Origin of the sequence: Streptomyces sp. NRRL B-3229, assembly GCF_000719505.1 — a bacterium.
In the GTDB taxonomy this organism is placed as follows: Bacteria; Actinomycetota; Actinomycetes; order Streptomycetales; family Streptomycetaceae; genus Streptomyces; species Streptomyces griseorubiginosus.
On sequence record NZ_JOGP01000021.1, the window covers coordinates 93,267 to 112,514 of the forward strand.

Here is a 19,248-nt window from a genome sequence, read left to right on the forward strand (position 1 = left end):
ATGTCCGTTTCAGGCGCTTGCTGAATATGACACGGCGATGATCCGGTCGGACTAAGCTCGCCCGCAGCGCACCGAGTTGATGTGTATTCGTGCGCTTGTTCCCTATATGTGCGACTCCCCGTCGATACGTCTCAGAGGGCCCACATGGTGAGTGTTCAGTCCCCCCCAGGACGCCGTGAACTGCCGTATGCGCGCGTGCTGTTGCTCCCCGCCATAGTCATGGCCGCGGCGACCGGGGCCGCCGTCGCGGCAGTGCAGCAGTCCGCGCGGGTTGCCGTGGGCGGCTGCGGTGCCGTCGCCACGCTGCTGGTGATCGCGGTGGCGGCCGAAGCCGTCCGGCGCGGTCGTGAACTGCGCGAGCAGCGCATCGAGCACGACCGCCGCGTCGCCTCGCTCCAGCAGCGCATCGCCGACCACGACCGGGAGCAGATCCGGTTCGCGAAGGAGATCGCTCCGGCGGCACTGGACCGGATGCGGCGCGGAAGTTCCCCCGGAGAGGTGATTCGCCGGCTCGGGGAGATCGACCCCTCGTGGGCCGACCTCCCCGACGCGCAGATCCGCCTTCTCAAGACGGTGCTCCACATCGTGGACACCGAGGACATCATGCGGGACGCCGCCCAGCGCTCCTTCGTGAACATCGCCCGCCGCGTCCAGGCCATCGTGCACCAACAGGCCAACGAACTGCGGGAGATGGAGGAGGACCACGGCCGCAACCCCGAGGTCTTCGACGACCTGCTGCGCATCGACCACGGCACCGCCCTGATCGGCCGGCTCGCCGACTCCATCTCCGTCCTCGGCGGCGGCCGCCCCGGCCGGCAGTGGCCCGAGCCCGTCGCGCTCTACAGCGTGCTGCGCGGCGCCATGTCCCGGATCCTGGAGTACCGGCGCATCGACCTGACCTCGATCGCCAAGGTCAACGTCAAGGGCACCGCGGTGGAGCCCGTGATCCACGCGGCCGCCGAACTCCTCGACAACGCCACGCGCTACTCGCCGCCGCAGAGCAAGGTCCACGTGACCGCCACCGAGGTGCAGACCGGCGTCTGCATCGAGATCGAGGACGCCGGCGTCAGCCTCAGCGAGGAGGCCCGCCTCAGGGCCGAGGGCATGCTGGAACGCGCCAAGGCGGGCGTGGACTTCCAGGACCTCGGGGAGTCGCCGCGCCTCGGCCTCGCCGTCGTGGGCCGGCTCTGCGCGGCGTACGACATGCAGGTCTCGCTGCGTGCCTCCGCGTACGGCGGTGTCCGCGCGATCCTCGTCGTGCCCAGCGTCATGCTCACCGACGAGCCCGGTGTCGGACTCGCGCACGGCATCGGCGCCACCGCCGTGCCCAAGGCCGAACTCGGTGCGCTGCCCGGGCCGAAGCGCACGATCAAGAAGCGCCGGCCCACCAGCCCCAAGTTCACGACACCCGTGTCCATGGAGGACGACGTCCCCGAGGTCACCGAGTGGACCGCCAACGGGCTTCCGCAGCGCCGCAGTCGGGTCAAGGCCTCGTTCACGCAGCGGTACGCCGAGCAGGCCGAGATCGAACGCGCCGAGCGGGAAGGCCGCCCGACCATCTGGTCGACGGCCCGGCGCGAGCCCGAACCCGAGCCGAAGCCGGACGACACCCCGCCGGGCCTGTGGGTCCAGGCGTTCATGGACGGCCTCAAGCGCCCCACCTCTTCCGCAGTCACCCAAGCGACCGACGAACCGGCCCGTACCGAGGCCGAAGACGAGGGGAACCTCAAGTGATCCAGCAGCGAGGCAACTTCGACTGGATGCTCCAGGACCTCGCCAAAGGCGTACCGGGCATCCAGATGATCGTGGTGCTCTCCGCCGACGGCCTGCGCATCGCCCGGCACGGCGGCGACCCGGACACCGCCGACCGCGTCGCGGCCGCCTGCGCGGGCCTCCAGAGCCTGGCGGGGGCCGTCGCGGGTGAGATCCCGGGCAGCGACGGCAAGATGAAGATGGTCCTCATCGAGATCCACGGCGGCTACTTCTACCTGATGGCCGCGGGCCCCAACGCCTATCTGGCGGTGCTCTCCGACATCATCACCGAGCCCGGCCACATGAGCGCCCGCATGAGCGACCTGGTCGTCCGGATCGGCGCGCACCTCACCAGTCCGCCCCGACGCAACGGGCAGACCGTATGACTCCTCCGCAACGCCGACGGCGATTCCCCGCGACCAGTCCGGAACCGGCACCGCAACCCCCGCAGGAGGGCCAGGACACCCCCGAGGGACCCAAGAAGAACCCCGAGCGGCTGTACGTCATCACCGGCCCCGACGGGACCGAGCGCTCGGAACTCGACCTGGTCACCTTAATCGTGGCGCACGCCGACCCACCGCCCTCCGCCACGCCTGAGCAGGCGGCGCTGCTCAGGCTCTGCACGGCCCCCTTGTCCGTGGCCGAGCTGTCCGCCTATCTCAGCCTGCCGTTCAGCGTGGTGACCGTCCTGCTCACCGAGCTGCTGACGGCCGAACTGGTCACGGCCCGCGCTCCTGTGATCCGCCAGGCGCTGGCCGACCGTTCCCTCCTCGAAGCGGTGATGCATGGACTTCAACGGCTCTGACACCATCCCTGGTCCACGAACCGAGGACCACCTGCCCCACACCGCCCAGGCAGCGGTGAAGATCGTCATCGTCGGCGGTTTCGGCGTCGGCAAGACGACCATGGTCGGCTCGGTCAGCGAGATCAAACCGCTGACCACCGAGGAGACCATGACCCAGGCCGGCATCGGCGTCGACGACAACTACGGTTCCGAGACCAAGACGGCGACCACCGTGGCCATGGACTTCGGCCGCATCAGCATCACCGAGCAACTGGTGCTCTACCTCTTCGGCACCCCCGGCCAGGAACGCTTCTGGTTCCTCTGGAACGGTCTGTTCGAAGGCGCACTCGGCGCGGTGGTCCTGGTGGACACGCGGCGGCTCGAGGTCAGTTTCGATGTGATGGGCCGGCTGGAGGAACGCGGCGTTCCGTTCGTCGTGGCCGTCAACACGTTCCCGGACGGCCCACGGCACGACATCGAGGAACTGCGCATCGCGCTCGACCTGAGCCCGGAGATCCCGATCGTCGAATGCGACGCACGCCGGCGGGCGTCCAGCCGGGACGTGCTGATGACGCTGTTGCGGTTCCTGCACTCACTGACGACGGAGAAAGCTCCCGTGTGAGCCGGACCCGGTCAGCCCTTTGTTCCCTCCTTACTTCCCCCACCCCGGATCGACCTCAGTTTCGGAGCGACCATCGTGACTCCTGAACCCCATTCCCCGGCCGGCACCTACAACCCGACGACCGCCCCGCCCCCTGGCTGCCCCGCGCACGGCATCGGTCCCGGTGGGCTGCGGCGGTTGTACGGTCCCGGTGCGGAGGACCTTGGCGTCGTGTACGAGGAGCTCCGCTCCACCCACGGGACCGTGGCACCCGCGATGCTTCACGATGACGTGCCCATCTGGGTGGTGCTCGGCCACAGCGAGAACATGCACATGGTGCGCACCCCCTCCCACTTCAGCCGTGACACCCGGCTGTGGGGGCCCATGCAGGACGGCACGGTCAAGCCGGATCATCCGATGATGCCGCACCTCGCCTGGCAGCCGCTGTGCTCGCATGCCGAGGGCGACGAGCACCTGCGCCTGCGGGGAGCGGTCAACGGCGCGATCTCGACCATCAACCACCGAGGTATCCGGCGTCACATCAACCGAGCGACCCAGCACCTCGTCAACAAGTTCTGTGAGAAGGGCAGCGCCGACCTGGTCAGCCAGTTCGCGGAACGGCTACCGATGATGGTCATGTGCGAGATCTTCGGCATGCCGGACGAGTACAACGACCAGCTCGTGCATGCCGCCCGCGACCTGCCCAAGGGCACCGAGACGGCCATCGAGAGCAACGCCTACATCATGGACGTCCTCACACGCCTCACCCTCCGCCGCAGGGCCGCACCCGAGGACGACTTCACCAGCCACCTCATCAACCACCCGGCCAAGCTCACGGACGAGGAGGTCAGTCAGCACCTGCGCCTGATTCTGATCGTCGCCTACGAGAGCACCGCCAATCTCCTCGCCAACGTGCTGCGGGTGGTGCTCACCGACCCGAGGTTCCGCGCCCAGCTCAACGGCGGCCAGATGACGGTGCCACAGGCGGTCGAGCAGTCCATGTGGGACGAGCCGCCGTTCAGCGCCGTCTTGGGGTACTTCGCCAAACAGGACACGGAGTTGGGAGGACAACACATTCGGAAGGGCGACGGTCTCCTGATGGGCATCGCGCCGGGCAACGTCGACCCGCGGGTCCGCCCCGACCCCAAGGCGCACATGCACGGCAACCGCTCCCACCTCGCCTTCAGCGGCGGCCCTCACGAGTGCCCGGGCCAGGACATCGGCCGTGCCATTGCCGACGTCGGCGTCGACGCGCTGCTGACCCGCCTGCCCGACGCGGAACTGGCCTGCGACGAGGACGATCTCCAATGGGAGGAGACCCTGTCGAACCGGCATCTGGTGGATCTGCCGGTGAAGTTCGCGCCCAAGCCGCAGCAGGACGTCATGGAGCGTCCGTCGCACCCGGTGCCGTCGCAGCGCCCCAGTAACTGGCAGGTCAGCACACCTCTCCCGCAAGCAGCTCCTCCGGAGCCGGTCGTGTCGGCGCCGACGCCCGAACCCGTGCCCGAACCGGTCGTCCGGCTTGGCGCGTGGCAGCGGCTCTTGCGGTGGTGGCGTGGCGAGTGAGTCGGCCCGTGGCGTCAGATGTCCGGGGAAGCCCACTTTCCGTACGACACCCATGCCTTCAGCGCGCGCCGGCTGACGAACCGGTGCTCGCACCCCGTGACCGGGTCGGTGAACTCCAGTACCCGCGCCAGCAGTTGGAGCGGACACCGGAAGTCGCCGACCGGCACGGGGTCGGTGACCACCGGGTAGAGGGGGTCTCCCAGGATCGGCACACCCAAGGCGCTCATGTGCACCCGCAGTTGGTGAGTCTGTCCCGTACTCGGCGTCAGGCGGTACCGGCCGAGACCGCCCCGGTGCTCCAGCAACTCGACCCGGCTGACGGCGTTGGGCTCACCCTCGACCTCGCAGGCAGCCAGGACCCCCCGCTCCTTGACGATCCGGCTGCGCACGGTGCGCGGAAGGGGCAGCGTCGGGTCGTACGGGGCCACCGCCTCGTACTCCTTGGTCACCCTCCGGTCCCGGAACAGCGACTGGTACGCGCCGCGCTCCTCGGGCCGCACGGTGAACATCACCAGGCCCGCCGTCAGCCGGTCCAGGCGGTGCGCGGCGCCGAGCGTGGGGATGTCCAGCTCGCGCCGCAGCCGGGCCAGGGCCGTTTCGGCGATGTGGCTGCCGCGTGGGGTGGTGGCGAGGAAGTGCGGCTTGTCGGCCACCACCAGGTGGTCGTCCCGGTGAATGACGTCGATCGTGAACGGGACCCGCTCCTCCTCGGGCAGTTCCCGGTGGAACCAGACGAACATTCCCGGCACGTAGACGCTGTCCCGTCTCACCGGCCGCCCGTCGGCGTCCACGATCCGCCCCGCCTCCAGCATCCCGTCGACCACCTCGGCCCCGACGGGAAGCCGCGCCACGAGATGATCCCGCACGGTCGCCCAGCCGTCCCCGGGCGGCAAACGCACTCGCACCGGATCGACCCCGTCGCGCTGTGGGAGGGGCGAGGGGGGCGGCGGGGTACGTCGTCTCATCACGATCAAGCCTACGACGGGAAGGTGAGCAGGCGATGCCGACGGCCTTCCCGGGCCTCGGCGGCCCTCACGGGATCGCTTCTGCTCCGTTCCGACCGGAGAACAGTGTGCTTCTGCTCCGCACGGCTGAGGCGCACGCGAGTGCGAGCCGCTGGAGTCCGGTCACGTCGAAGTGGGCATCCCAGCGGCCGCGCAGCCAGCCGCCCACGATGGTCGAACTGTCGGCGTAGAGCCGGTCGAGTCCAGGACCGATGTCGACGACATCGGCCTGATCGGTGCAAGCGCACTCCTCCCGGAAAAACCGGTCGGCCAGATGCGGCGCGTACGTCCACTCCACGCTCGGGCGGAGTCTCCTGCGTACGACGGTCTCGGTGCCGTCATGCACACGCTCCCTCCCGCCTCGCGCGTACAGGCAGGTGCCCACCACGAAACCTGCGACGACGCGCTGCCATTGCTCGCCCCCGATCGCACAGCTATGGCTCAGGCAGACCTCAAGGATGTCCCAGAGCTGTTCCCGGTCAGGCAGTCGCAGGGCCAGGTTGTTGCGGTTGCCGTTGTCGGCGTCACGGCCCTGGTCGATCAGGTCATGAGCGAGCACGGCCACCATCGTGGCCTCGTCGACGAGCTCCCGGAACCGCTCCGATTGATCGTCCTGGACGGTGTAGATGTGCACTCCGATGTCGGCGCCCCTGATCCGGATGTACTCCGAGGGACTGAAGAGATCCGGCAGCTGAAGGATGCCGGTCAGATTGTCCACAAGCTGGACCGCCCCGCACTCCACCTGCGCGGCGACAACCAGCTCGCCCTCGCGGCCGTGCAACCGTACGCATTCCCGGGACGCCGTAACGGCCTCCTGCGCGAGGTGGCGGATATCCGATACCTGCGGGGTGGTTCCCGCGTAGTACTCGCTGATTCCGGCCAGAACTCCCCAGAAGAACGTGGTCTTCGCTTCGAGCGCGGAACTCGATTCAGGTGCGGTGCACAAAGCGGTGAAGAGGCCGGCCATCTCCATCGCGAACGAGTAGTGAGCCGTGTGTCCCAGAGCCCGTCGGCACCACTGCTGAGCCCGGTCGACGGAGAGTTCCCCCCGTACAGCGATCAGCGGCGGAGTCTTTGAACTGCGCGTCAACCGGTCACATGCGACAGTCAAGAGGCCGCCGGTGTCCCTGCCGAGCAGGGTCTGCCAGTTCACCTCACCGTGCTCGCGGCGCAACAGGGCGCGTACGGCTTGCAGGCCCGAGGTGCGTACCGCACCGAGGTGCGAGCTGGGAGCCCTGAGCACGGAGCGACTGGCGTTGGTGGTCTCCGCCTTGATGGCAAGGCACAGCATTCCGGCCAAGGCCATGGCGTCAGGGTCGGCGAGAAGGGAGTCAACCGAATTCCGCCACTCTGCGGGTTCAGTCATCGGCTGGTCCTCACCAGGAATTCCGGGGCTTACTGCGCCCGGCAGGCTTGCCAGATCACTCATCCCCAACTCCCCTCGATCGGGGACTTCCTCCTGTGGCGCGCGCCTTTTTCGGAATCACCCCGCGCGGCAAAAGTCCAGAAAGAAACCCCCGAGCTGTGCGTCCACGGGTAAGATGTCGGGGACGAGGTTATGCGCATCGTGCTGATCTCCCGTCACATATTCAAGGTCTGGTGCGAACAGTCCTTTTCGGGTCATTCAGCTGAGGTAGAGCACGGAATCGGCAGCGCGAAGCATGATTCCCTCCGAGTGGCGGAGCCGACCAAGTCCATGAACTACGCGTGGTGTTCCACACGCTGCGATCACAGCGTGGCTGAACTCGTGCACGAAACAGGCCTTGCGCGCCGGGCGGTGTCGTCGGCCGGGGCCTTCGCGGCGGCAGCCGGGCGGTGCGGGAATCGGTGGCCACCACCGCCACGACAGCGTTGTCGGTGGCGAGGACGTGGATCATCCCTACCTTCCGCTGCCACCACAGGTTTCGTCAACTGCCCGACGTGGCCCGGAGCCGGTGCCCGGGGGGCTGTGGTGGGGGGCCGGGAGGGCGCGGCCGGAGGTGGTCGGGCCCGGGTTCTCGGGGGGATGCCGTAGAGCCCGGCGGCGGGGACGCGGTCGGCCTCGGTTGGCGGATTCGCACCCGTGCACCACCACTGCGACGCCGGCGGGGCCCGGCGCCGAGCACCGGCCGCAGGCGCACCGGCTTGCATCCCAGGCATCAGGCCACCACCCTCACGGGCTCAGGTGCGACACCGCTCATGCTCGCAATTGCCCTGACAGCCCACCACTTCGCACCATGCGACGATTTCCGGCCGGACAACAGGGGGCGCAGCCCCGGCGCACGGTGCGGAGTCCCTGGCCGCCGGATGCACGGCCGCGCATTTCAGCCCGCCGGTGCGCTGCGGGTACCACCCCCGTTTGCGGCAGTTGGGGAGCAAGGTGACTCCGGAGGCGGGACGTCCGCATCCAACGGCCTTGATCTGAAGCGTGGTTGGCCGGGCGAGGGTCAGTGGGGGTCGACGGTCCTCTTCCGTCGGCGGAAAAACCTTTGGGGCGGGCTCCGCGTGGTTGGCAGGATGCTGGCCATGCCGTATCTCACCGCACCGGTCCTGCTCCCCGGCACCCTCTCCGCCACCCTCCAGCCCACCCTCCCCACCGACGACGGGCTGCTCCTGCGTCCCTGGCGTCCCGAGGACGCGCCCGCCGTCCACGCCGCGTTCCAGGACCCGGCGATGCACCAGTGGCACGCCCGTGCCGCCGACTCCGTGGAAGAGGTCGGCGGCTGGATCGAGGAGTGGACGGCGGCCTGGGCCGGGGAGACGGCGGCCCAGTGGGCCGTCGTGGAATCCGGCACCGATCTGCTGCTCGGCCGGGTGGCCCTGCGGGAGATCCGTCTCGCCGACGGACAGGCCGAGATGGCGTACTGGACGACCGCCGGGGCCCGCGGACGCGGTGTCGCGGCTCGCGCCACCGCCGTGCTCGCCCGCTGGGCCCTCGACGGCATCGGGTTCCACCGTCTCGAGCTGCTCCACGCCGTCCGCAACGAGGCCTCCTGCCGCGTCGCCGCCAAGACCGGCTTCGCGCTGGAAGGGACCAAGCGCAGCGCGGTGCTGCATCCCGACGGCTGGCACGACATGCATCTCCACGCCCGCGTGAGCGACGACCCGAGGGGGCCGCGAGCGGGGGAGCACTAGGCCGGCGTACGCCTGCGCAGTGCTCGCCAGGCCACTCCCGCCGCCAGTGTCGCGGCCAGGAACAGCACCGTGAACCACTGGAAGTACCAGTGGCCGCCCGCCGGGTCGTACACCTCCGCCCTGGGCCAGGCCAGGTTGACGGTCATGAGGAGGCCGTAGAGGAGGGCCAGGGCGTTGACCGGTGCGCCCCAGCGGCCCAGGGAGAACAGGCGGGCGCCGGTCTCGTCCGTGCCCGACGAGGTGAACTCGCCCTTCACGCGGCGGACCAGCAGGGGGCCCGTGACCATCGCGTACGCCAGGTACAGCATCACGATGCAGGTCGTGCCGATCGCGAGGAACGCCTCGGGCGAGGCGAAGTTGAGGAGGAGCAGCGCGGCCGCCAGGGCGCCGACCACCAGGGCGGGCGCGGTGGGCATGCCGGTGCGGGGGTTCACCCGGGCCAGGCGCGCCGCGAAGGGCAGTTGGCCGTCGCGGGCCATCGAGAAGAGCATCCGGCAGGCCGCCGTCTGGATGGCCAGGGTCGCCACGGCGATCGCCACCACCACGTCGGCCAGCAGGAGTTTGCCCACCCCGTCGCCGAGGCTGCTCGTCAGGACGTAACTGAGGCCGTCGACCCCCAGGCGGCCGTCCGTGAGGCTGGGTGCGGCGAGGAGGCCGCCCAGGACGATCAGGCCGCCCAGCAGGCCCGCCGCGCCCAGGGCGGTGAGGATCGTGCGCGGTGCCGTCCTGCGGGGGTTGTGGGTCTCCTCGCTCATCTCGCCCGCGCTGTCGAAGCCGATCATCACGTACGCCGCCGTGAACGAACCGATGAGCAGGGCGCCGAACAGACCGTTCTGCGGGATGCCCTCGGTGTGGAAGGTGATGCCCGGCGTGCGCTCGGAGTGGGTCAGCAGCAGCACGATGATCAGTACCGCGCCGATGATCTCGGCGGTCACGCCGACCCGGTTGATCAGGGACATCACCCGGTTGTCCACGACGTTCACGAGGGTCGTCAGGACCAGGAGGAGCACGCCCAGGACGGCCGCGTTCGCCGCCCCGTCCGCCGAGGTCGGCGCCGGGTCGGTGCCGACCAGCTGGAAGCCGGACCAGATCGCCGGCAGCACCATCTGCAACGCCAGTGCGGCCGCCGCGACGACCACGACCTGCCCGATCACCATGATCCAGCCGGCGAACCAGCCGAACGTGGGGGTCGAGAGGCGGGACGACCACTGGTAGATCGCGCCCGAGATCGGGTAGCGCGCCGCGAGTTCCGCGAAGCAGGCCGCCACCAGCAGCTGGCCGACCAGTACCGCCGGCCAGGCCCAGAAGAAGACCGGGCCGCCGAAGGAGTACCCGAAGGCGAAGAACTGGAAGACGGTCGTCAGGACCGAGATGAAGGAGAACCCTGCGGCGAAGGACGCATACCGGCCCAGGCTGCGGTGCAGCTCCTGGTGGTAGCCGAACTCGGCGAGGGACCGGTCGTCGGAGGAGGGGGAGGGGGAGTGGGGCGGATCGGGGCGGACATCGGAGGGACTGGTCGTCGTCACGGCGGCACCTGCCTTCGGCGGGCGAATTCCTGTCGGGCGACAGAAATTAGGTAGGCGCTGTTTCGGGTGCGTGACGCGATCGTGTCGGAGGTGGGCCCAAGTCCTCACGGCCCTGTGGAGCGGGGGCGAACGGGATGCGGTGCCCCCCCGCCGGCGCGGGAGACGGGGGGTAGGGGTGCCTGCGGCGCGATCCCCGGGCACGGCAAAGCGGCGCCACGGCAAAGCGGCGGCACCTCGGAGATGCCGCCGCCTGGGAAACCGTGACGCCGAAGCCGAAGCCGAAGCCGAAGCCGCCGTACGCCTAAGCCGCCGGTGCCGTCCCCTCCTGCTCCGCCTCGATGCGCGCGTTCCACTCCCGCTTGGAGGCCTGCCAGCCGTCCTCGTTGTGGCCCAGGCGCCAGTAGCCGGAGATCGAGAGGTCCTCGCGCGGGATCTCGCGCTCGACCCGCAGCAGATGGCGCAGCTGCTTCACGAAGTGCGCCTCGCCGTGCACGAACGCGCACAGCCGGCCCTCCGGGAACTCCAGTGCGCGTACGGCCTCCACCAGCCGCTCGCCGACCGGGCGGGAGCCGCGGTGCAGCCAGGCGACCTCCACGTCGGAGTCGATCTTCTGCTCCTCCTCGGGGCCTGCGACTTCGATGAAAGCGTGCGCGCGGGCGCCGTCGGGCAGCGACTCCAGGGAGCGGGCGATCGCGGGCAGCGCGCTCTCGTCGCCCACGAGCAGGTGCCAGTCGGCGTCCGGGTTCGGGCTGTAGGCGCCGCCCGGGCCCATGAAATGCACGGTCGCGCCGGGCTGGACGCGGGTCGCCCAGGGGCCGGCGAGACCCTCGTCGCCGTGGATCACGAAGTCCAGGGTGAGTTCGCGGTGTTCGGCGTCCCAGTGGCGCACGGTGTAGGTGCGGGTCACGGGCCACTGCTCGCGCGGGAACTCCTCGCGGATGCGCTCCATGTCGAAGGGTTCGGGGTAGGTGGCGCCCCCGGCCGGGAAAAGGATCTTGACGTAGTGGTCGGTGCAGGTGTCCGCCGCGAAGTCGGCGAGTCCGTCGCCGCCGAGCACCACGCGCTGCATGTGCGGGGTGAGGCGTTCGGTGCGGACCACCTGTGCGGAGCGAGGTTTCCGCGGCTTGCGTCCCGGTCCTTCTGCCATGGTGGCCTCCCAGTCCATATGCTTAGGCTTGCCTAAGTTAGCATCAACCCCCCTGGCGACGGCGTGTCACTCGTGGAAAGCGAGGGCAATATTTACGCGCCCGAAGCCACCGCCTGTCCCGGATTCACGCGCCCGGAGCCACCATCGGCCCCGGTAACACCCGCCCAGCGTCGTCATCCGCCCCCGTCCCCGCGTCACGCGCCGAGCGTCGCCACCAGCCGGTGCAGCGACCCGCCCAGCCCCCACCGGCTCCCCAGCGCGTCCAGCATCTCGGGATCGCGGGGCGCGCGCGGCAGCGCGGTCTCGACCTGCGGCAGCGGGACGTCACCGGCCACCCGCACGACCTTCGGCGCCACGGCCACGTACGGCCGCGACTCGTCCAGCCGCTTGCGCTGCGACGGCGTGAGCTTGGCCTTGGGATCCTCGACCGCGGCCATGATCCCCGCCAGGTCCCCGAACTCGGCGAGCAGTTTGGCCGCCGTCTTCTCGCCGATCCCGGGGACGCCCGGCAGGCCGTCGCTCGGGTCGCCGCGCAGCAGCGCCAGGTCCGCGTACCCACGGCCGTCGACGCCATACTTCTCGCGCAGCCACGTCTCGTCGGTCAACTGGAGCGTGCCGACGCCCTTGAGGGGGTACAGCACGCGCACCTCGCGCTCGTCGTCGACCAGCTGGTACAGGTCGCGGTCGCCGGTGACGATGTCGACCGGGCCCTTCGCCAGTGCGGTGAACGTGCCGATCACGTCGTCCGCCTCGTAGCCGGCCACGCCCACGCGCGCGATGCCGAGCGCGTCCAGGACGGCCTCGATGATCGGGACCTGCGGGGAGAGGGTGTCCGGCACCTCCTCCTCGTCCGGGCCGGCCTCGTGCTCCTCGGCGACGCGGTGTGCCTTGTAGGACGGGATCAGGTCGACCCGCCACTGCGGGCGCCAGTCGGCGTCCATGCAGGCCACCAGGGCGTCGGGATGGTGGTCCTTGACCAGGCGGTCGATGAATTCGAGGAGGCCGCGCACGGCGTTCACCGGCGTGCCGTCCGGCGCCTTCACCGACTCCGGCACGCCGAAGTAGGCACGGAAGTAGAGCGAGGCGGTGTCGAGGAGCATCAGTCGTCCGGTCACGCCTCGCATCATGCCGTACGCCACCGACAGCGGCTGTCTCTGCCGTTCGGCACCGACAGCGGCTGTCTGCCGTACGGCACCCACAGCGGCTGTCTCTGCCGTACGCCACCGACAGCGGCCGCCGCCGCGTAACTCGTCCGGCGGGTGCGCGACGCCGGGGCATGTGTGTGCGTCCTGTGAACCACGACATCGGCGTGTTTGGCCGAAAGGCATATGGGCAGGCGCGGCCTCGGAGCGAGGCAGGTTGCATCTTCAACTGTTCGCGGCCTCTCGTCTCCCGCCCAGTGGTCCAGAGTCAAGAGGTACGCGTGTCATCACGGCTTGAGGCAGAGCAGCTGTACAAGGTCTTCGGAAGACGGCCCCAGGAGGCCGTCGAGCGGCTCCGTGAGGGCGCCGACCGGGAGAGCCTGCGCGCCGAGGGCATCACCGCCGCGGTCGTCGACGCCTCCTTCACCGTGGACCCGGGCGAGATCTTCGTCGTCATGGGCCTGTCCGGCTCCGGCAAGTCCACCCTGCTGCGCATGCTCAACGGCCTCCTGGAGCCGACCGCGGGCCACGTCCGCTTCGACGGCCAGGACCTCACCGCACTCACCGACCGCGAACTGCGGGCCGTACGCGCCCAGAAGATCAGCATGGTCTTCCAGCACTTCGCGCTCTTCCCGCACCGCAGCGTCCTGGAGAACGCCGCCTACGGCCTCGCCGTCCAGGGCGTCGCCAAGGCCGAGCGCCTCGAACGGGCCACCGAAGCCCTGGAGCTGTGCGGGCTCAAGGGCTGGGAGCAGTCCTGGCCCGACGAGCTGTCCGGCGGCATGCAGCAGCGCGTGGGCCTGGCCCGCGCCCTCGCCACCGACGCCGACCTGCTCCTCATGGACGAGTCCTTCAGCGCGCTCGACCCGCTGATCCGCCGGGACATGCAGGACCAGCTGCTCCAGCTCCAGAAGACCCTGAAGAAGACCATCGTCTTCATCACCCACGACCTCAACGAGGCCATGCGGCTCGGTGACCGCGTCGCCGTCATGCGTGACGGCCGGATCGTCCAGACCGGCAGCGCGGAGGACATCCTGGTGCGGCCCGCCGACGACTACGTGGCCTCGTTCACCAAGGACGTCGACCGCTCCCGCGTGCTCACCGCGGCCGCGGTCATGGACACCGACCTGGGCGGCGTCGAGGCCGGCTGCGACTGCGCGGACGACTGCGAGACCGCGACGCCCGACACGCCGTTCACCGAACTCTGCGCGATCAGCGCGCGCTCCACGCACCCGGTGGCAGTCCTCGACGACGAGCGCCGGCTCGTCGGGGTCGTGCCCCAGCAGCGTCTGGTGGGCTTCCTCGGGGACGAGGAGGCGGCCCATGCCTAGGATCCCGCTCGGCGACTGGGTCAACGACACCGTCGACTGGCTGCTCGACCACGTGGCCTGGCTCTTCGACTTCTTCAAGACCGTCTTCACCGGCACCTACGACGGCATCGACGCCGTCCTCCAGGCGCCCCAGCCCCTGCTCCTCGCGGGCATCCTCGCCGTGATCGCCTTCTGGCTGCGCGGCACCCTCGCCGGCCTCCTCACCTTCGCGGGATTCGCCTTCATCGACTCCCTCGACCTGTGGGAGGACGCGATGACGACCCTCTCGCTGGTCCTCGTCGCCACGATCATCGCGCTGGTCATAGCCGTGCCCGTGGGCATCTTGGCGGCCCGCTCGGACCGGGTCAGCGGGCTGGTCCGGCCGGTCCTGGACTTCATGCAGACGCTGCCCGCGATGATCTACCTCATCCCGGCGATCCTGTTCTTCGGCACCGGCGCCTCCGCGGGCATCGTCGCGACCCTGATCTTCGCGCTCGCCCCCGGTGTCCGCATGACCGAGCTCGGCATCCGCCAGGTCGACAAGGAGCTCGTCGAGGCCGCCGAGGCGTTCGGCACCACACCCCGCGACACCCTCCTGCGCGTCCAGCTGCCGTTGGCCCTGCCCACCGTGATGGCCGGCGTCAACCAGGTCATCATGCTCGGCCTGTCCATGGCCGCGATCGCCGGCATGGTCGGCACCGGCGGCCTCGGCGGTGACGTCAACGAGGCCATCGGCCAGCTCAACGTCGGCCTCGGCTCCGAGGCCGGTGTCGCCATCGTGATCCTCGCGATCTACCTCGACCGCATGACGAGCGCGCTCGGCACCCAGGTCTCCCCGCTGGGCCGCCGCGCCGCCGCCAAGGCCCGCGCGACCCAGGGCCTCAGGATCTGGTCCTACCGGCCCAGCCCCCAGATCGCCGTGGTCGGTGTCGTCGTCCTCGCCCTCGTGGCGGGCGGCATGGGCATCTTCGGCAGCACCTCCGGTGAGGCCACGGCCGTCTCCGACGGCAAGGACGTCGGCCAGGGCAAGAAGATCAGCATCGGCTACGTCCCCTGGGACGACGGAGTCGCCTCCACCTTCCTCTGGAAGGAGATCCTGGAGGAGCGCGGCTACCAGGTCGACGCCGAGCAGTTCGACGCCGGACCGCTCTACACCTCCGTCGCCTCCGGCAACGTCGACTTCATGACCGGCGCCTGGCTGCCCACGACCCACGAGCAGTACTGGAAGAAGTACGGCCACAAGCTCGACGACCTCGGCGCCTGGTACGACAAGACGTCTCTCGAGCTGACCGTCCCGTCGTACATGAAGGACGTCAACTCCCTCGCCGATCTCAAGGGCAAGGCCTCGAGGTTCGGCGGGAAGATCACCGGCATCGAGTCCAGCGCCGGTGAGACATCCCTGCTCAAGAGCAAGGTCCTCAAGGCGTACGGCCTCGACAAGGAGTACGAGGTCGTCGACAGTTCCACGCCCGCCATGCTGGCCGAGCTGAAGCGGGCGTACGCCAAGAAGGCCCCGATCGTCGTCCCGCTCTGGTCGCCGCACTGGGCGTACAACGACTACGACCTGAAGAAGCTCAAGGACCCCAAGGGCGCCTGGGGCTCGGGCGACGGCATCCACACCGTGGCCCGCAAGGGCTTCGCCGAGGACGACCCCGTCGTCGGGCGGTGGCTGAAGAACTTCAAGCTGGACGAGAAGCAGCTCACCGGGCTGGAAGCCGAGATCAACAAGGCCGGCAAGGGGCGGCAGCAGGACGCCGTCCGAGCCTGGCTCAAGCAGCACCCCGGCCTGGTCGACAAGCTGGCTCCCGTCCAGAAGACGGCGGCGGAGACCAAGCGCCCGGTGAACGTGGCCTGGTTCCCCTGGGACGAGGACATCGCCGTCACCTACCTGTGGAAGAACGTCCTCGAGAAGCGCGGCTACCGGCTCGACCTCAAGCAGATGGACGTCGGCCCGGTCTACACCGGCCTCGCCTCCGGGGACCTGGACCTCAACTTCGACGCCTGGCTGCCGTACGCGCAGAAGAACTACTGGGACCAGAGCAAGGACAGCCTCAAGGACCTCGGCACCTGGTACCGGCCGACGTCCCTGGAGGTCGCCGTGCCCTCGTACGTCAAGGGCGTGAAGTCGTACGAGGACCTCAAGGGCAAGGCGGACCTCTTCGGCGGGAAGATCATCGGGATCGAGCCCGGCACCGGCGAGATGAACCTCCTCAAGACCAAGGTCCTGCCGGGCTACGGCCTGGACAAGGAGTACGAGGTCGTCGACGGCTCCACGCCCGCGATGCTGGCCGAGCTGAAGCGGGCGTACGCCAAGAAGCAGCCCGTCGCCGTCGTCCTGTGGTCGCCGCACTGGGCGTACAGCCAGTACGACCTGACCAAGTTGGAGGACGACAAGAAGCTCTTCGGTGAGGGCAACACCATCCGGACCATCTCGAACGAGGACTTCCCCTCGCGCTACCCGCAGCTCACCAGGTGGATCAAGGGCTTCCATATGAGCGAGGCCGAGCTCGGCAGCCTGGAGGCCGAGATCAACAAGCGCGGCCAGGGTCACGAGGAGCAGGCGGTCGCCGCCTGGCTCCAGGAGCACCCGGAGATGGTCGGGCGGATGACACCGTCATGACCGCTCCCCGAGCACGGTAAGGATCCGGCCAACCACATAGAGCTACGCCTTCGCCCGAACTCTGGTGCCGACTAGGGGACTTGGCGGGCCGAGGGCGGGCGCGTGACCGAAACCCGGCCCCCTGGAACACTTCCAGGGGGCCGTTCGGCTGGCGCGAAGTGTGAGGTACGGTCACCCGCCGTATGACATCGATGTGAAGGCCGCATGAAACAGTTTGCCGAACATGCGTAGGGTGCAGACAACTCATCAGGGGACGGGCCACGGGACCGACGAGCGAAGGAGGGAGCCGGAGCCATGGGCGACCACAAAGAACAGCCCCTTCGGGTCGGCGCGGCCGTGCGCCGCAGGCGCCGCGCGCTGGAGCTCACCCTCGCCGTCGTCGCCGAGCGCAGCGGCCTCTCGGTGCCCTTCCTGAGCCAGATCGAGAACGAACGCGCCCGCCCCAGCCGAGGCTCCCTGGAGAAGGTCGCCGACGCCCTGCGCACCACGGCCGTCGAACTCCTCGCCGCCGCCGACCCGGCGTGCAGCGTCGACGTCGTGCACGCCGACGGGCCCGAGCCGGACGGCCGGCCCCGGATGCGTTCCCTGGTGCGCGGACACCACCAGATGCACGCCCAGGAGTTCACCGGCGACCATGACGCCGGGCGCGAATTCCAGTACCGCAACGACCAGTTGATGTACGTCGCCGACGGCGCGGTGGACGTCGAGGCCGAGGGCCGCGCCTACCGTCTGGGCCGCGGCGACACCCTGTACCTGACCGGCGGGGTGCGGCACCGCTGGCGGGCGACCGTGGCCGACACCCGGGTGGTCGTCGTCGCCGTCGCCGAGCACATCGAGGCGGTCCAGGACCGGCCCCGGCAGTGAGAGTCGTCTCCCTCGTCCCCTCGCTCACCGAGGCCGTCGCCGCCTCGGCACCCGGCGCCCTGGTCGGCGCCACCGACTGGTGCACCCATCCGGCCGACCTCGACGTCACCCGGATCGGCGGCACCAAGAACCCGAAGCTGGAGCGGATCGTCTCCCTCGCTCCCGATCTCGTGATCGCCAACGAGGAGGAGAACCGGGCGCCGGACCTTGCCGCGCTGCGGGAAGCGGGCCTGGAGGTCCTGGTCACAGAGGTGCGGGACGTCCCGGGGGCCTTCCGGGAACTGGCGAGGGTGGTCGAGGCGTGCGGAGTCCCCGTACGGCCGCGCTGGCTGGACGAGGCCGAGGAGGCCTGGTCCACCCAGGCGCCTCCCGCGCCCCGGGTGTCGGCGGTCGTGCCGATCTGGCGCCGGCCCTGGATGGTCCTCGGCCGGGACACCTTCGCGGGTGACGTCCTGTCCCGCCTGGGCGTGGACCACCTGTACGCCGACCACGAGGACCGCTATCCGAAGGTTCCGCTGGAGGAACTGCGGGCAGCGGCACCCGACGTGGTCGTGCTGCCCGACGAGCCCTACCGCTTCACCCCCGACGACGGTCCGGAGGCCTTCCCCGGCCTGCCCTGCGCCCTCGTCAGCGGACGGCACCTGACGTGGTACGGGCCGTCACTGGCCGAAGCACCACGGGCGCTGGGCGAGGCCCTGCGAGCAGCGCTCCGCTGAGCAGGCCCCGCGCGGTGTGCAGGGCGGCCGTGCCCCAGGCGGCCACGAGGACGCCGTACAGCCCGACGGCCAGCCACTCGTAGACGGCGAGTCCCGTGTGCCGGGCGAGCGTCTCGGCGCCCGTGACGCAGGTGCCGACCGGGAAGGTGAACGCCCACCAGGTCATCGAGAACCGCATCCCGAGCCGCCGCGCCCGGACGACGTGCGTGGCGGCGAGCGCCAGCCACAGCAGCGCGAACCCCATGACCGGGACGCCGTACAGGACCGCGAGGGCGCCGAATCCCTGGCTGTAGGTGTCCGGTACGACACCTGGGGCCACCTCGGCGAACTTGCCGACGGCGGTGGTGGACTGGCCGAGCGGGCCGAGGACCAGGAAGAGCGTCGGGGTGAGCGCGAGCGGGAGCGACCCGCCGGTGACGACCCGGGCGAAGACGAGCGGCAGCATGAGCAGGGTCGCGAGGAGGCTGAGCCCGAACATCGCCAGGCAGGCGAGGAGCAGGGTCTCGCGGAGCTGCCCGGCCGGCAGATGCGGCACGAGGAGCGGCCCGAGCGCGGCGGACACCATGGGCGCGACGAGCGGCAGCAGCCACACAGGAGTGGCCTCTCGCGGGTCCGCTCCGTGGTGTACGGCCATGAGGTACGGCACGACGAGGGCGGCCGCGAGCCCCAGGGCCGTACCGGCGGTGAACAGTACGGCGTCGAGCGCGACCGCGGCTGAAGTCCCGATCCAGTACCGGCCGACGGTGAGGGCACCGCCGCCGACCGCCAGGAGGGCCATCGCGAGGCAGCCGTAGAAGGGGGCCGTGGCGGGGTCGAGGAGGTGGGCGCGGGCCTGGTCGGCGTGGTGGCGCCAGTGCAGGGCGCGGGCGCCGAGGAGGGTGAGCAGGAGGGCGAGGGACAGCAGCCAGACGGCGGCGCAGATCGTGCGGGCGCCGGGGAGGTGCACGGGGAGCGCGACGCCGGCGGTGGCGACGATCGCGGTGCCCATGACGGTGGCGTACCAGTTCGGCCCGAGATGACGGACGGCGGTGACCATGTCTCCACGGTGCCGCCGGGGGAGGTCCGCCACCAGGGAGGACGGCTCTATGAGGGCATAAGCTGG

Annotated in this window: 16 protein-coding genes; 10 read left to right on the plus strand and 6 right to left on the minus strand. The window is 70.0% G+C overall.

Going from position 1 to position 19,248, the window contains the following annotated elements; all coding sequences use genetic code 11:
* Window positions 1-144 precede the first annotated feature (144 nt).
* The 5 genes from IF54_RS0130055 to IF54_RS0130075 all read left to right on the plus strand — a co-directional run bounded on the left by IF54_RS0130055 (window position 145) and on the right by IF54_RS0130075 (window position 4,703).
* Window positions 145-1,734, plus strand: coding sequence for an ATP-binding protein (locus IF54_RS0130055; protein ID WP_199821264.1), 1,590 nt, complete (start codon window positions 145-147; stop codon window positions 1,732-1,734).
* Window positions 1,731-2,138 carry a roadblock/LC7 domain-containing protein gene (locus tag IF54_RS0130060; protein WP_007380839.1) on the plus strand — a complete coding sequence of 136 codons (408 nt, stop codon included), beginning with the start codon at window positions 1,731-1,733 and terminating at the stop codon, window positions 2,136-2,138. The genes IF54_RS0130055 and IF54_RS0130060 overlap by 4 nt, the downstream gene beginning before the upstream one ends.
* On the plus strand, window positions 2,135-2,557 hold the full coding sequence (locus tag IF54_RS0130065; protein ID WP_030324402.1) for a DUF742 domain-containing protein: 423 nt from the start codon (window positions 2,135-2,137) through the stop codon (window positions 2,555-2,557). The genes IF54_RS0130060 and IF54_RS0130065 overlap by 4 nt, the downstream gene beginning before the upstream one ends.
* Window positions 2,538-3,158: a GTP-binding protein gene (locus IF54_RS0130070; RefSeq protein ID WP_030324404.1), complete on the plus strand. Its 621-nt coding sequence runs from the start codon at window positions 2,538-2,540 to the stop codon at window positions 3,156-3,158. The genes IF54_RS0130065 and IF54_RS0130070 overlap by 20 nt, the downstream gene beginning before the upstream one ends.
* Window positions 3,159-3,233: 75 nt before the next feature.
* The gene (locus tag IF54_RS0130075; protein ID WP_030324407.1) at window positions 3,234-4,703 is read left to right on the plus strand and encodes a cytochrome P450; all 1,470 of its coding nucleotides are present in this window, start codon (window positions 3,234-3,236) and stop codon (window positions 4,701-4,703) included.
* Between the two features lie 14 nt (window positions 4,704-4,717).
* Here the strand turns inward: IF54_RS0130075 and IF54_RS0130080 are convergent, their stop codons facing one another.
* A complete protein-coding gene (locus tag IF54_RS0130080; protein ID WP_078852161.1) occupies window positions 4,718-5,668 on the minus strand; it encodes an RluA family pseudouridine synthase in 951 nt (316 codons plus the stop codon).
* Between the two features lie 67 nt (window positions 5,669-5,735).
* Window positions 5,736-7,136, minus strand: a complete 1,401-nt coding sequence (locus IF54_RS0130085) for a hypothetical protein (RefSeq protein ID WP_030324415.1) — start codon at window positions 7,134-7,136, stop codon at window positions 5,736-5,738.
* 1,076 nt (window positions 7,137-8,212) lie between these two features.
* Between IF54_RS0130085 and IF54_RS0130090 the strand changes: the two genes are divergently transcribed.
* Window positions 8,213-8,821: a GNAT family N-acetyltransferase gene (locus IF54_RS0130090; protein ID WP_037820797.1), complete on the plus strand. Its 609-nt coding sequence runs from the start codon at window positions 8,213-8,215 to the stop codon at window positions 8,819-8,821.
* Here IF54_RS0130090 and IF54_RS0130095 read toward each other — a convergent pair.
* The 3 genes from IF54_RS0130095 to IF54_RS0130105 form a co-directional block, all read right to left on the minus strand.
* Window positions 8,818-10,347 (minus strand): amino acid permease, encoded by a 1,530-nt coding sequence (locus tag IF54_RS0130095; RefSeq protein ID WP_030324419.1) that lies wholly within the window; start codon window positions 10,345-10,347, stop codon window positions 8,818-8,820. The genes IF54_RS0130090 and IF54_RS0130095 overlap by 4 nt on opposite strands.
* A 301-nt stretch (window positions 10,348-10,648) precedes the next feature.
* Window positions 10,649-11,494: a siderophore-interacting protein gene (locus IF54_RS0130100; RefSeq protein WP_030324421.1), complete on the minus strand. Its 846-nt coding sequence runs from the start codon at window positions 11,492-11,494 to the stop codon at window positions 10,649-10,651.
* A 194-nt stretch (window positions 11,495-11,688) separates the two neighbouring features.
* Window positions 11,689-12,618: a 5'-3' exonuclease gene (locus IF54_RS0130105; protein ID WP_030324423.1), complete on the minus strand. Its 930-nt coding sequence runs from the start codon at window positions 12,616-12,618 to the stop codon at window positions 11,689-11,691.
* 299 nt (window positions 12,619-12,917) lie between these two features.
* On the opposite strand from IF54_RS0130105, the gene IF54_RS0130110 reads away from it, so the two are divergent.
* From IF54_RS0130110 to IF54_RS0130125, 4 genes are all read left to right on the plus strand, one after another.
* On the plus strand, window positions 12,918-13,967 hold the full coding sequence (locus IF54_RS0130110) for a quaternary amine ABC transporter ATP-binding protein (RefSeq protein ID WP_030324426.1): 1,050 nt from the start codon (window positions 12,918-12,920) through the stop codon (window positions 13,965-13,967).
* Window positions 13,960-16,566 carry an ABC transporter permease/substrate binding protein gene (locus tag IF54_RS0130115; protein WP_030324428.1) on the plus strand — a complete coding sequence of 869 codons (2,607 nt, stop codon included), beginning with the start codon at window positions 13,960-13,962 and terminating at the stop codon, window positions 16,564-16,566. The genes IF54_RS0130110 and IF54_RS0130115 overlap by 8 nt, the downstream gene beginning before the upstream one ends.
* Window positions 16,567-16,860: 294 nt before the next feature.
* Window positions 16,861-17,430, plus strand: a complete 570-nt coding sequence (locus IF54_RS0130120; RefSeq protein ID WP_030324430.1) for a helix-turn-helix domain-containing protein — start codon at window positions 16,861-16,863, stop codon at window positions 17,428-17,430.
* Window positions 17,427-18,146 carry a helical backbone metal receptor gene (locus IF54_RS0130125; protein ID WP_030324433.1) on the plus strand — a complete coding sequence of 240 codons (720 nt, stop codon included), beginning with the start codon at window positions 17,427-17,429 and terminating at the stop codon, window positions 18,144-18,146. The genes IF54_RS0130120 and IF54_RS0130125 overlap by 4 nt, the downstream gene beginning before the upstream one ends.
* Here the strand turns inward: IF54_RS0130125 and IF54_RS0130130 are convergent.
* The gene (locus tag IF54_RS0130130) at window positions 18,058-19,182 is read right to left on the minus strand and encodes a TDT family transporter (protein WP_030324435.1); all 1,125 of its coding nucleotides are present in this window, start codon (window positions 19,180-19,182) and stop codon (window positions 18,058-18,060) included. The two genes, IF54_RS0130125 and IF54_RS0130130, sit on opposite strands and share 89 nt — an antisense overlap.
* Between the last annotated feature and the right edge of the window lie 66 nt (window positions 19,183-19,248).